We start from the raw sequence: 14,005 nt of genomic DNA, 5'->3' as shown, positions 1-14,005 counted from the left end.
TCAATCTGAAATAATTTAGTGAAGTGAGCAATTAATTTCTTGAAATTTTCATGCTTTATGATTAACTCTCAATCTCCAAATTTGGTATAACATAGCCAAAGTTGAGTAAATGGTTAAGTAAGTTAGCACTACCCAGCCGGTTTCTAGATAAGGCTGTACTGCTATCTGTACAGTTTCACTTGTTAAAAAAGCTCTATGGTCAATACACAAGTAAGTTCCTATTGCTATTAATAGGATAATAGCGATAATACCTTCCGCAAGTTTGCTTCGTGTGTTGCCTCTTTCTGCGTTATACTGCGTTGCCCAACCATCTTTTTTGACAGCGGAAAACTTCCCTAACCATACATTTCCAAAGGTGATTAAATTAACCCATAAATATATTTCAGGACTAATTAACAGTGCAGCTAAAATGACATCTATCGTTCTGTGCATTGGAGTCTTTATTGCTAATATAGTATTTAATATAGATGCTATAACAACAGGAGTAAGCCATATCCATGACCAAAAAAATTGGTCCGTTGCAGTGGCTAAAATTATTAGTAAGATTAATAATACGCGTATCGTCAAATTGATAAAAGATTTTATTTGAGAGCCCCATATTTTTCCCCGGTGTTTTGATTTAACTCCAATATCACTATTCGTAAGTAATTCAACCGTTCCCGATTGCCATTTATTTCGTTGTTGTCGAAAAGTATGGTACGATCTCATCGCGTCAACAAAACAACGGGCAGTGGGACTGATTAGTGTTTTCCATTTCTTCTGGATTTGCCAAGTTAAAAGCATATCCTCTACGTCACTTTCATCCTGCCAAGGGCCATCTAACTTGTTTTCGTCTATCACATCTTGCAATGCTTCTGGTCTAAATAATGTCGCTTGGCCGCCAAGAACGTATGTACTGCCTCCACTATATTGTAGACCTAGCAGCCAGCTTGCCATATCTTGTTTTTGCTGATGTGTCCACCAACGTGAAATTGGACCCCCATACTGTCCAGTTGCAATCTTTTCTTCGTACTGCACATCATCTTTTGAAATGAGACTTTTCTTTTTTGGCATCCTCATGGTGTACTTAGCCATTACTCCACCAATATTACGAGAACTCATGAGTCCTTCCCATAATTGAGATAATGCGTCCGGTGCAAGTCGACTATCTGCATCCATACCAAGTATTGCCTTGATGGAATGTTTGTAGTATTCCTCTTGTATGTTTAATTTTTTATCATATAAATCTAGTGGATCTCCATAAATACTTTTCCAAGCAGAGTTTAAAGCTCCCACTTTTCGTTGTTTATTATTTTTGGTGGTGAGAACTCTCAAACTTAGGTTGAATTCAAGTCCTGCTTCTAATGCTATTTCTTCTGTTCGATCGGAGCAGTTATCGGCAACCACAATAACATCAAGTTCAACGTCTTTTGGCAAGGTTTGATCCCCTAAACCAGCTAAACAGTCACGGATTGATTTCTCTTCATTATGCGCAGGGATAAATGCAACAATTCTTGGCTTCATATACGTATTCCTAACTTTTGCCAGAGTCGTACGATTGTGAATATTCGTAATAGCGGAATCCGTCATAACTCACCAATCACCCCTTCATCGTATAAAATAAAACTCGAATAAGATAAAAACCTCGTTATGATAAATGTATTAATTTAAAATAAAAATAGAACTAAAATTTGTAGTATGATAGGCAAGTAGTACTAGTTTCGGGTCGCTAAGTAATTCGTTGTATTGCATGAATAGGGACTAATGGTATTAACAAAACCTCACTTAAATACGTTACGGAGAACCTTATCATAAATGGAAAGATTTGAAGGTATCTGTCAAAAAAAAGCTTGTCCTAAAAATTGGTTTTCACCGATTTTTAGGACAAGCTCTATTTTTAATAACCAACCCAGCCGACAGAGGCGATAAAATATAAAATGATGGAACCAAGCACTATCCATAATCCAAACAGAGGTAGCATAAATTTTATCCAAGAACCAAAGTTTGCTTTTGCTAGCGCAATTGCACCCATCGTAGCACCTAATGTTGGAATGATTAGGTTTCCTAAACCACCACCGAACTGAATAGCTGTTACAAGTACTTGGTCTGTCATACCTAACATTCCTGCAACAGGCTGTAAAATCGGCATCATAACACCACTCATACCTGATCCGGATGGAACAAGGAAATTAAAAATCGTTGCAACGATGAAAATAAAAATAGCTGTCATACCACTTGAAAAGTCATTCAATGATCCTGTTAAGCTATTAACAATCGTCCCTAAAATATTTCCTTTTTCGAGAATGATGCTTACTGTTCTGGCAAGTACAATAACAATTGCGACAATCGTTATATCTTGCACACCTTTCGAAAATGCGATAATCATATCTTCTGTATTTTTTCTTTTTAAAAGAAAGCACGTTACGAATGCGATACCAAACACGGTAATAACAGCGCCATTTCCGTATTTTGCTGGCCATCCGAGAATAGTATTCCCATATGCTAGCGTAATTGGTGCAATAATAATAATGGCAACTACGAGGAAATCTTTCCATTCGACTTTTATGCTTTTCTCTATGGAAACATTTTGCACTTCATCTAATTCTGTTAGCCATTTTGTATCAGACATCGCACTTTTTAGCGGATTATTTTTCACACGGTTTGTATAAAATACTACATACACCGCAGTGACAATAGCGAACAGGATAAACATGCCCGTTCTTTCCAAATAACCTGAGTAAAGCGGAATACCAGCAAACAATTGAGCAATTTGTGCTTCTCCAGATGGAGCAATTGAAAAGGCTAAAAATAACGGTAAAAAAGTGACTGCAAGTGCTGAAATTGGATCCAATCGTAACTTACGTGTCAATATGACCCCTAATGTAACGAAGACAATCATCATATCCCCGCCGATGAAGAATCCGATGAACGACATTAATAAGAATAATCCTAAAACCAACACATTGGAACCGGCTCTTTCAAACTTATTAATGAGCATTGTAATAACGTTATTAACCGAGTCCAACATGAAAATACCGCCTAAAAAACCACCAATAAACAAAATTAAAATAGCGACAGGACTTGCTGCAATTCCACCTTCTAAAATGAGTGTAATTGCTAAAATTGGATTGACTGGTGTTTGCTCTATTGTATGATAGGAACCAGCAACTAGTTTTTTATCTTCTGTATAATCAAAACTGCCCGCTGGTATAATATACGTCAGTAAACAAGCAAACATCATGATTAATAGCATCATTACTAATACATTTGGTAGTTTAAACTGCAATTTCCTTAAGTAACTTTTCTTCGCTTTATCTTCTTGTATCTCCACAGCATTCATCTGAGATCACCCCTTCAAATTTTTACTTTCATCCCCTTAACTAAAACCCGTATTGTGCAAGTAATTCATGAACGTCTTTTTCTGCCTTTGTGTACGTTATTCCTCCTTTATAAGAAAGGAAATCTAAGGCATATTGTACAGTCGATGTGACTCCAACTATTAAGGCCGATTCATCTATATCGAAATGTTCATTGTGATGTTCAGCCCCCATTCCTTGTTCTTCGTTTTGCACACCTAGAAAAGCGAAAACTCCAGGGAAATACTTCAAATAAAAACTAAATGATTCCGAAGCCATCCATGCTGGAATAGTAGCCAATGCCTCTTTGCCAAGTGCTTTTTCTACTGCGGCAGTTGCAATCCCAGCACATATTGCTTCATTGTTAACAACTAAATCAGAAACGACAGGCTCCGTGTTATATTCGAAAGTACAGTTGTTCATAGCACAAACATGTGTCAGTAAATCCTTAAAAATTTGAATAGCTTGCTCTCCTTGTTCTTTGTTCAAATAACGAAATGATCCTGCAAATTGTAGTGTATCTGGAATGATATTGAGCGCGGAACCTGCCTCCACAATACCGATGGAATACGTTATTGTTTCAAATGGACTTAATCGACTATGGCGCATATTCCGTAACGCCTGGTAAAAATCAACGAAACAATCGACTGGTGACACAGCTAAATCAGGACGAGAACCATGCCCGCCTTTCCCTTTTAGTACAACATTAAACCCTGAAGCCGCCGCCATACGAGGACCAGCGTCTACGGAAATTTTTCCGGCATCTAAATCTGATTTTAAATGGATTCCCCAAATACCATCTGCCCCGATTTGATGCAGTCGATTTAGTAAGTTTTTAATGCCCCCGCCCATTTCTTCGCCTTGTTCAAAGGCAAGGATAATGGTTCCAGCTATTTTTTCCTTCTGAGAGGATAAAATTTTTGCTGCACCAAGTAACATCGCGGTATGTGCATCATGTCCACATGTATGCGCTGCATTTGGTGTATTAGATGTAATCGCTTTCTTTTGTTTTAGATTAAATGGACTTTCTTTCATAGGCAGTGCATCTAAATCAGCTCGTAAAATAATTGACTTGCCAGGCTGTTCCCCGTGTATAAACCCAATAATGCCGCCGTCTTGTACAATTTCATAAGGAATTCCCATATTAGATAATTCCTCCGTTACAATATTCATTGTTCGCACTTCTTGTAAGCCAATCTCTGGATGTTGATGTAAATCACGTCGGATATCAATCACAAATTGTTCAATGGATGCAACGGTCTCACTCAATTTCATCATAAGCCCTCCTTTATTTTAATGATTCTCGATTGTGAAGTACTCCTTACTTCATAAAACACCTCCGAAACGTCAGAGTGGCGTGTTATTAAAAAATAGTTTACCACCTAAACTTTATTTGTACAACACTATTTTTAGATAATTCTGATTAGAAAGAAAGCGTTTTTTTGATAAAAAGAAGAACAATCTATTGTAGTTAGTTTTGTAAAATTGGCTTTTCTAAATGAACTAAACTTAAATTTGGATATACGGACAGTAAACAAATAAAAATCCAGGAAAGAAACATTTTAGAGATGTTTCTTTCCTGGATTTAGTTTTGCGTATATATAATTGTTTACACATATCTCGAGTTATTCGTAATGGCCATTGCTTGACCAATTTTCTCTCCGGTTTCTTGTAAAAGTGGTAAAAAATCATTACGCAGAACTTCTTTTGAAACGCGCCCTGCATGAACAGAGCAATTAAAGGCAGCGAACACTTTGCCAGATCCATCACGAAGAGGAACGGCAATAGAGCGGAGCCCTTCTTCTAATTGTTGGTCGACTCCACCCCAATTTTGCTCTCGAACGTTCTCTAAAATATCGAGTAATTGCCCTTTATCCACAATCGTTTTGTCCGTAAATTTTTCGAAATCGATGAACTCTAAGTATTGTTCTAATTTCTCTTTTGGTAAGTATGCAAGTAGAACATGCCCCATGGATGTTGCGTAAGCTGGTAGTCGCGAACCTACGTCTAAGTTGATCGACATAATTCGTTTGGTGGAAACACGGGCTACGTAAATAATATCCGTGCCATCTAAAATAGAAATGGAACAAGACTCTCCAGTTTGATGGACAAATTCACGCATGAACGAATGGGCAATGCTCCAGCTATTATTAGAAGATAAGTATGCGTAGCCGAGCGATAGTGTACGTGCCGTCAATGAGAATACACTGTTGTTGGATTCGGCGAACCCTAAATGTTCAAGGGTCAATAATATCCTACGAGCAGTTGGCCTACTAAGTCCTGTAAGTTTCGAAACATCACTAATAGTGAGTGCTTGGTTTTCTTGTGAAAATGCTTGGATTACTTGAAGTCCACGCTCTAATGATTGTATGTAGTCTCCCGACTGTTTAAAATTATCTGTTTTTTCTGTTGACAAATGTATCATCCTTTATGTTAAAATGAGGTTGTACGAATAAGGTATATATGTACGTATATCGTACAATAAAAAGTTCAATAAAGCAAGTACTTGTTAGTTCGTTTTATTTTTAAAACTAAAAATGAATGCGTTTACATCATTGAGCCATGTGGGGTAGGGGAAATCAAACAAAACTTGAGGGGGAAATGAAAATGACAGAAGTAGCAGTGAAAAACACTAGAGTATTAGAGGCGTATGAAGGATTCGTTAAACATATGAAAGCGTTTCTAGATGAGCAGCAGTTTAATCATGAAGAGTATACAAACTTCGTTAAATGGGCAGATCGATTAGGTAGAAGTGGCGAAATTCCATTATTCTTAGATGTTTTCGTGGAAACATATGTGTTAGAAGCAAAGTATAAAAATGCTCCAGGAACAGAGCCATCGCTCCTTGGGCCTTACTACGAAGAAAACTCACCTTTATTGGAAGGTTCAAAAGTTGTTATTCCACAACGCTCAGACGAACCGGGTGATAAATTGAAGTTTTACGGTAACGTTAGTTCTGTGAATGGCCCAATCGGAAATACGAAAGTGGAGTGGTGGCAAGACGACGCGGACGGATTATATTCTAACTATGATTCTACTGCACCAGATTTCAATTTAAGAGGACAATTTTATACAGATGAGAATGGTGACTTTGAAGTAGAATCTATTGTTCCAATTCCATATCAAATTCCAACCAGCGGTCCTACAGGTGAATTTACATTTGCTGCTGGTTATCACGCATACCGTCCAGCACATATTCATATAAAATTCGAACATGAAGGACACGAGACTTTAATTACACAAGTGTTCTTTGAAGGGGACAAGTGGTTAGAGACGGATGTTGCTGGTGGTGTTCGCTCCACTCTTACTACTAAACTGATAGATAAAGGTGACCATAAAGAAGCTTCCTTGAACTTTGTTATGAGAACTGAATAAGATATTAATTTCATAGCTGTCGAGTAAAATTTGGCAGCTTTTTTTATTAGACCTTTCCGACTGTTTCGGTATGATAAACATATACTTGTACGAATAGAATAACAATGCGCGAAATGCGTACGTAAAAGGAGTGCGATAATGGATTTTTACAAAGTAAATATAAATGGGAAAGCTATTCAAGTTGCTGATTATCCAGGAGAAAAGGGACCAATCATTGCCATTCATGGGCTAACTGGTACACATAAGAACATGCATTACTACGCAGAAAAGTTTAAAGGGGAATATCGCTTTATTTCTGTAGATTTGCGAGGTCGTGGGAACAGTGATGAGACAGATGTAGAACCATCTATATTCAAACATGCGGATGATATTATCGGTTTAATAAATGAGCTGAAGATTGAAAATCCAATTCTATTAGGATATTCAATGGGTGCTTTTATTTCGGCAATTGTTGCAAGTCGATTGAAGTCGGTACAGGGTTTGATATTACTGGACGGTGCAGCAAAAGCGACGGAACACCAACGAGGAATTGTACAGCCGTCTTTAGGTAGAATTAGTAGAGAGTTTACATCAAAAGCGCATTATGCGGAAGAAATTAAGAAAATTTATTCGAACTTAGGTATTGAGTGGAATGATGTATTACAAGAAACAGTTGAATACGAAGTGGGTCCTGCAGGAGACCATTGGGAAAATAAATCAACAGAAGCACGCATAGTTGCGGATTTTGATAGCTTCTATACATTTAGTCCGAAAGAGATTTGTTCCCAAATTGAATGTCCAGTATTGCTCGTTTACGCAAAAGGCAATATTGGTTCCATGCCACCGCTTTTTTACATAACAGATTATGAAGAAACTAGGGAGTTTACAAAGGAAATCGAAACCGTCATTTCGGATTGTAATCATTACACAATGGTGTTTGAAAAGCGGGAAGATATTGAACAAGCTGTAGATGTATTTCTAAATAAACTATAACGGGGAACAACAAAGGAAGTAAGGGGAGAAACAGATGAAATTTTCAATCAAACATATTAATCGTATGTTGTGGGAATCCCACAATAAAACGAAGGATCTTGTGACAATGGCAGACCTTAGGAATCACAGCAGTGCAGGGGTGGTATCTGCTGAATTGCCAGTTGGAAAAATGAGCACCACTCGGAACGAACAAACAAAACGTAATAAATCTTATAGCACGACGCAATTTGTCGGTCTCTTTTTAGGGCCGTTATTATTTCTACTAATATTGTTTTTCTTGCCTCTACCAGGACTGAGTGATGAAGGGCGATCTGTCCTTGCAATTACTGCATGGATTGCTGTTTGGTGGATTTTGGAGTCTATCCCATTAGGCATTACCTCGCTCTTGCCACTAGTTTTATTGCCAGTGATGGGGACAGTCGGGGAGGGTGTTGCGGCTGCTAGTTATGGAAATCCTTTAATCTTTTTATTTATCGGAGGGTTTGCGCTAGCTTTGGCTTTAGAGCGTTGGAATCTCCATGAACGAATTGCCATTACGATTATCAGTGCAGTGGGGACAAGTACTCCAGGGCTCGTTCTAGGATTTATGCTAGCAACAGGTTTAATATCAATGTGGGTATCGAATATGGCCACAGTTATGCTAATGCTTCCAATTGGTACGGCTATCATTACAAAAGTCGTGACTCTCATGAAAGAAGATAATGTGTATACCAAAGAAGAAGAAATGAAATTCACGAAATCCATTATTTTTGCAATAGGCTTTGGAGGAACAATTGGAGGGAGCGCAACCTTGATAGGAACACCGACGAACCTTGTGCTCGCAGGTCTTTCCAAGGAACTATTAGGGTTTGAAATATCCTTCGCCCAATTTTTTCTCTTTGCCTTTCCGTTGACAGCGTTGTTGATGCTGTTTTCCATCTTCTATATCACAAAAATTGCTTATCCGATGAAAGTTAAAAAAATCAAGAACGGTCGTCAGTTTGTTAGCGATCGGAAAAAAGAACTCGGTAAAATGTCGTATGAAGAAAAAATTGTTCTATCCATTTTCATTCTAACTGGCTTTATGTGGATGACAAGGACATTCCTATGGAGTGATATCATTCCTGGTTTGAGCGATACGATGATTGCTATGGTAGCCGCAGTTCTACTACATATTATTCCATCATCTAATAGACCAGGCGAACGTATCCTTGGAAAAGATTCACTGAAGAACATGCCATGGGATGTTCTACTGTTAGTCGGCGGGGGGTTAGCACTTGCTGCAGGTTTTAACGGAACGGATCTGGCGAGTTGGATCGGTAGCCAATTATTATTACTAGATGGTGCTTCCTACATGATGATTCTAGGCGTTACTACCTTGCTTGGTATCGGGATGACCCAAATGACACCGAATACAGCTACAGTAACGATACTTGTTCCAATTACTGCGGCGTTGGCACTGGCAATGAATATTCACCCGCTTCCGCTTATGACAGCAGTAGCTATGGGAGCTGGATTCGCATTTATGTTGCCGATTGGTACTCCATCGAATGCAATCATTTTTGCGACAGGCAAAATCACGATGATGGACATGTTAAGAAAAGGCACAGGACTTACGGTATTAGCATTCGTTCTGATTGTGGTGTTTGTATATTTCGTACTTCCGATCATATTTGGCATCAATCAGTTTGAATATCCGGATACCTTAAAATAATTCGAAACTTAGAGGTGAAAATGATGAGTAAAGGGTTAGCATATTTTAAAGAGGTATATGACGAAGTTCCAGGTTGGGTGCAGAAAATGCATGATTATAGCCCGATTGTGCTCGATCATTATACAGGATTACGCGGAGAGATTATGCAAGATGGGGCATTATCTCGAAAGGAAAAAGATGTACTTTTAGCGAGTATGAACGCCGCTCGATTATATACACGTAGCATGGGTTACCATACGAAAGGCGCAATCGACTTTGGTTCCACGATTCCAGAACTAGTGGAGTACTTTTTAGTTTCTTACTTATACGGAGGAACGCCTGCTTTAAAAGTGTCACTTGAGGGACTTGCTTACGCTCTAGAACTAAAAGGGCAACGAGTAGTACAATCTGAAAAAGGTCCTGAGACGATAGAAGAGGTTTTCGAGACGATGATCAAGTGGTTGGGTGACGAGGATACTAGCTTTTTAGTAGAATCTCTTACAATCATTCAAAGTAGTGACAAAGATAAAATAGAAGCCAAACTCCTGTGTGAGGGGCATGTGTCTACTCGTATGAAGCATTTAAATATGGTTGGAAATTTTATTACCCAACTACGTGGCGCAGATGCTGTTCCTTGGATAGAAAAAGCGAGAGCAGTCGGTGTAACGGAAGCTGAACTTGCGGATGTTGGGTATATTTGTGTGTTAACTGCAGGTATTCCAGCATGGTTTGAAATAAGCGATTCATTAAAATTGGTTACGAAGTAAGGAGAGGGTAAGATGTCAAAAGTAACGAGTGATATACAAGATGCTTTGTCATGTGTGGAAAGTGGTCATACCGTTTTAGTAGGTGGTTTTGGATTAATAGGAGCACCTCTTTCATTAATAGAAGGTTTAACTGAAAAAGATGTGAAAGATCTAACGATTGTTAGTAATAATCTGGGAGAATCGGGAAAAGGGCTTGGAATACTGCTCAATCAAAATAAGATTAAAAAAGGAATTGGCTCTTATTTTACAAGTAACCGGGATGTCGGTGACAAGTATCAAAAAGGGGAAATCGAGTTAGAGTTGCTTCCTCAAGGGACATTAGCGGAGGCTTTACGTGCTGGAGGGGCTGGACTGGGCGGCTTTTATACAACAACTGGTGCTGGCACAGATCTTGCAATAGGCAAAGAAGAGCGCGAGATTGATGGCATAACATATATTTTCGAAAAAGCGATTCGCGCTGATGTTGCACTTATCCGTGCGCATAAAGCGGATACACTTGGAAATCTCATTTATTACAAAACGGCACGTAATTTTAACCCGCTCATGGCGACGGCTGCAAAGAGAGTGATTGTAGAAGTGGATGAAATTGTGGAACCTGGTGCGTTAAATCCGGAAGAAATTGTCACACCATTTTTGTATGTCGATACAATCATTCAAGCACAACAAGTGTTGACAAAGGAAGGGGTTGTGAATAGATGACGACAATGAGTAAAACAGATATGCAACATTTAATCGCAAAGCGTGTAGCGGCTGAACTAGAAGGACCTTGTGTCGTGAATTTGGGAATTGGAATTCCTACACTTGTTGCAGAGTATATGAACGCGGCAGATATTTATATGCATACGGAGAACGGTCTACTCGGAGTAACGGACGTGGAAGAGGTGGATATCGATCCAAACCTTGTAAATGCAGGAAAGTTACCGGTTGGGGAAGCGATCGGAGCGTCTTACTTCAATAGCTCGGATTCTTTCGCAATGATTCGCGGTGGTCATGTGGATGTTGCTATTCTTGGCGCACTTCAAGTGGATCAGACCGGCGTTATTGCAAACTGGGCTGTACCTGGAAAAAATATTATGGGCGTAGGCGGGGCGATGGATTTATTAGTCGGTGCGAAGAAAGTGTTTGTAACGATGAGCCACACGTCAAAGGATGGTAGCAGCAAGTTGTTAAAGAAGTGTATATATCCGATTACTTCGACAAGAAGCGTTGATATGATTTTTACGGAACTTGCGGTATTTGAAGTGGTAGATAAGCAATTGAGACTAGTGGAGCTAATGCCTGGTGTCACAATTGAAGAAGTAAAAGCAAAAACGGAAGCAGATTTTTTATCATAAATTTTAGAAAGTTGGTTTCAGATGAAAATACGTTCTTTTGATGTTTATATACTAGATTTACCGACTATTCGCCCGCATCAATTGGCGATGCATACGATTGTGTCACAGTCCATTGTTGTTGGCTGTGTTACAGATGAAGAAGGACGAGAAGGCTGGTCTGAAGTGGCAACAATTGGAGGAGCTTCTTACGGAGAGTCCACACCTGAAGCCATTAAAGCAAATATTGATACGTATATTGCACCACTCGTTATCGGGAAAGATCCTATTCACTTTGACAAAATTATGTACGAGGTTTCGAAGCAAGTTAGAGGAAACAATTTTGCGAAAACCGTAGTGGAAGCAGCCATTATAGATTTAGCAGCTCGTAGTAAAGATGTGGCAGCTTTTGAATTATTCGGAGGCCAAATCCATACTTCATTGCCAATTGCTTGGACGCTAGCGAGTGGAGAAACAGCACAAGATATTGAAGAAGCGAAAGAGTTTTTACACCAAAAGCGCCATAATATTTTTAAGTTGAAAATCGGAAAAGGCGACCCATTTAAAAATGTTGAGCATGTTCGTCAGATTAAACAAGCAGTAGGAGACGAGGCACGCATTACAGTCGATGTCAATCAGGCATGGGATGAGGATACAGCGAATTATTGCATCGCAGCTTTGGAAGATGGTGGCGTTTCAATGGTCGAGCAGCCGCTACCAACGTGGAATTATGAAGGAATGGCAAGGTTGACTTCTCGTTTCAAAGTACCAATTATGGCGGATGAGGCAGCAAATAGCATACAAGATGTATTCCAAATTTCGAAACACCGTGCAGGAAATTGTATTGCGTTGAAGCCTTGTAAGGCAGGAGGATTAACACAAACAAAGAAAGTTGCAGGTATCGCAGAAGCAGCAGGAATTGGATTGTATGGAGGTACGATGATCGAGTCAAGTTTAGGAACAGCTATTTGTGCACAACTTTATGCCACTATTCCAGAGATGAAATTCGGTACAGAAATCTTTGGTCCTTTATTATTTAAAGATGACCTTACGTTAGAACCTATTAAATTTGAAAACTTTGAAGTTGTCATACCGAACGGACCAGGTTTCGGAGTAGAAATTGATCGCGAAAAAGTAAAACATTATGCGAGAAGTCTTTAAGGTGGAGATGATGAGATGAAAAATGTAGTAATCGTAGACGCAGTTCGTACAGCAATAGGAAAACTTGGTGGTAGCATTGGCAATGAAACAGTAGATTTTCTCGGGTCACACGTAATAGAAGAATTAATACGTCGTACGAATCTCGATAAAACTGCTGTCGAGGAAGTCATTTTAGGGCAAGCAAAACAAAGTGCCGATGTATCCAACTTAGCGAGAGTTACGATGCTTCGAGCTGGACTACCTGTAGATATTCCGGGATATACCATTCACAGACAATGTGGATCAGGTGTACAAGCGGTAAATTCTGCAATGCAACAAATTCAAACGGGACTTAGTGATATTATCATTGCTGGGGGAGCAGAGTCGATGAGTACTGCTCCGTACTATGTGAATAGTGTGCGGTTTGGTACAAAATCTGGGGATGTTTCGCTGAAAGATCCAAATACTGCAAGCCAACCAGGCTCACAGCCAAGAGAAATTTATGGCGACTTAAACATGGGAATCACCGCAGAAAATGTTGCAGAAAAGTATGGGATTTCAAGAGAAGCACAAGATGAATTCGCATTAAGTAGTCAGGAAAAAACAAAAAATGCGATTGAAAAAGGCTATTTTGAAAAAGAGATTGCCCCTTATCCAGTGAAAACTCGTAAAGGTATCGTAGAATTTAAAGTCGATGAACATCCAAGAGAAACAACTTTGGAAAAGCTAGCAACACTTAAGCCAGTGTTCAAAGAAGGCGGCACGGTAACCGCGGGAAATGCGAGTGGTCGTAATGATGGAGCAGCAGCATTACTCGTAATGTCCGAAGCCGAGGCATTGAAACGCGGTTACAAACCAAAAGCGAGAATTATCGCTCAAGCTTCTGCAGGTTGTGCACCTGAATTGATGGGAATGGGTCCTGTTTATGCGATGCAAAAAGCATTGAAGCAAACTAACTTGTCGATAGCAGATCTAGATGTAGTAGAATTGAACGAAGCATTCGCATCGCAAGCAGTTGCATGTGTGAATGAGTTAGGTCTTAAGTTTAGTCAGGTGAATCCAAATGGCGGTGCTATTGCAATGGGGCATCCGATTGGTGCTACTGGTGCAATTTTGTTGACGAAGTTAGTGCATGAACTAGAGCGTACTGGTAAGAAATATGGTGCGGTGACGCTATGTATTGCGGGCGGTATGGGAATTGCAACAATCATTGAGAATATGCAAGTTTGAGTGAGGGCTGCTTTGGCAGCTCTTTTGTTTTGTGAGTGGATTGGTTGCTCTCGTGAGTTAACTAGTTGCTCTCGTGCTTAATTTGGTTGCTTATCTCCTTGAACTGGTTGCCCTCATGAGTGAATTGGTCGCCCATCGCCATTTTGTAACTAATAAAAGAAAATAATTCCACCTCGCACCTTCGAGGAGCTATATCAGGAAGAG

General features: G+C 39.5%; 12 protein-coding genes. 8 read left to right on the top strand and 4 right to left on the bottom strand.

Translation table 11 applies throughout. The features are described 5' to 3' along the window. Positions 1-48: 48 nt before the first annotated feature. The 4 genes from FG383_RS00635 to FG383_RS00620 form a co-directional block, all read right to left on the bottom strand. Positions 49-1,569: a glycosyltransferase family 2 protein gene (locus FG383_RS00635; protein ID WP_246096776.1), complete on the bottom strand. Its 1,521-nt coding sequence runs from the start codon at positions 1,567-1,569 to the stop codon at positions 49-51. A gap of 307 nt (positions 1,570-1,876) precedes the next feature. Next, positions 1,877-3,319, bottom strand: coding sequence for a Na+/H+ antiporter NhaC family protein (locus FG383_RS00630; protein WP_142604907.1), 1,443 nt, complete (start codon positions 3,317-3,319; stop codon positions 1,877-1,879). Between the two features lie 40 nt (positions 3,320-3,359). Next, the gene (locus FG383_RS00625) at positions 3,360-4,613 is read right to left on the bottom strand and encodes an amidohydrolase (protein WP_142604906.1); all 1,254 of its coding nucleotides are present in this window, start codon (positions 4,611-4,613) and stop codon (positions 3,360-3,362) included. A 331-nt stretch (positions 4,614-4,944) separates the two neighbouring features. Next, entirely contained in the window at positions 4,945-5,751 is an 807-nt protein-coding gene (locus FG383_RS00620; protein WP_246096773.1) for an IclR family transcriptional regulator, read from the bottom strand. Positions 5,752-5,942: 191 nt separating this feature from the next. Between FG383_RS00620 and FG383_RS00615 the strand changes: the two genes are divergently transcribed. The 8 genes from FG383_RS00615 to FG383_RS00580 all read left to right on the top strand — a co-directional run bounded on the left by FG383_RS00615 (position 5,943) and on the right by FG383_RS00580 (position 13,801). Further along, the gene (locus tag FG383_RS00615) at positions 5,943-6,710 is read left to right on the top strand and encodes a dioxygenase family protein (protein WP_185907800.1); all 768 of its coding nucleotides are present in this window, start codon (positions 5,943-5,945) and stop codon (positions 6,708-6,710) included. A gap of 138 nt (positions 6,711-6,848) precedes the next feature. Next, the gene (locus FG383_RS00610) at positions 6,849-7,682 is read left to right on the top strand and encodes an alpha/beta hydrolase (RefSeq protein ID WP_142604903.1); all 834 of its coding nucleotides are present in this window, start codon (positions 6,849-6,851) and stop codon (positions 7,680-7,682) included. 34 nt (positions 7,683-7,716) lie between these two features. Then, entirely contained in the window at positions 7,717-9,375 is a 1,659-nt protein-coding gene (locus FG383_RS00605; RefSeq protein WP_142604902.1) for an SLC13 family permease, read from the top strand. Positions 9,376-9,398: 23 nt separating this feature from the next. Continuing rightward, positions 9,399-10,121, top strand: coding sequence for a carboxymuconolactone decarboxylase family protein (locus tag FG383_RS00600; protein WP_142604901.1), 723 nt, complete (start codon positions 9,399-9,401; stop codon positions 10,119-10,121). 12 nt (positions 10,122-10,133) lie between these two features. Beyond that, on the top strand, positions 10,134-10,820 hold the full coding sequence (locus FG383_RS00595; protein WP_142604900.1) for a CoA transferase subunit A: 687 nt from the start codon (positions 10,134-10,136) through the stop codon (positions 10,818-10,820). After that, complete coding sequence (locus FG383_RS00590) at positions 10,817-11,455, top strand: 3-oxoacid CoA-transferase subunit B (RefSeq protein ID WP_142604899.1); 639 nt, start codon at positions 10,817-10,819, stop codon at positions 11,453-11,455. The genes FG383_RS00595 and FG383_RS00590 overlap by 4 nt, the downstream gene beginning before the upstream one ends. Positions 11,456-11,476: 21 nt before the next feature. Then, positions 11,477-12,592 carry a muconate cycloisomerase family protein gene (locus FG383_RS00585; RefSeq protein ID WP_142604898.1) on the top strand — a complete coding sequence of 372 codons (1,116 nt, stop codon included), beginning with the start codon at positions 11,477-11,479 and terminating at the stop codon, positions 12,590-12,592. 15 nt (positions 12,593-12,607) lie between these two features. Next, positions 12,608-13,801, top strand: coding sequence for a thiolase family protein (locus FG383_RS00580; RefSeq protein ID WP_142604897.1), 1,194 nt, complete (start codon positions 12,608-12,610; stop codon positions 13,799-13,801). The last annotated feature ends 204 nt before the right edge of the window (positions 13,802-14,005 follow it).

The organism is Psychrobacillus soli, assembly GCF_006861775.1.
GTDB lineage: Bacteria > Bacillota > Bacilli > Bacillales_A > Planococcaceae > Psychrobacillus > Psychrobacillus soli.
This window is presented reverse-complemented; position numbering and strand designations above follow the sequence as displayed.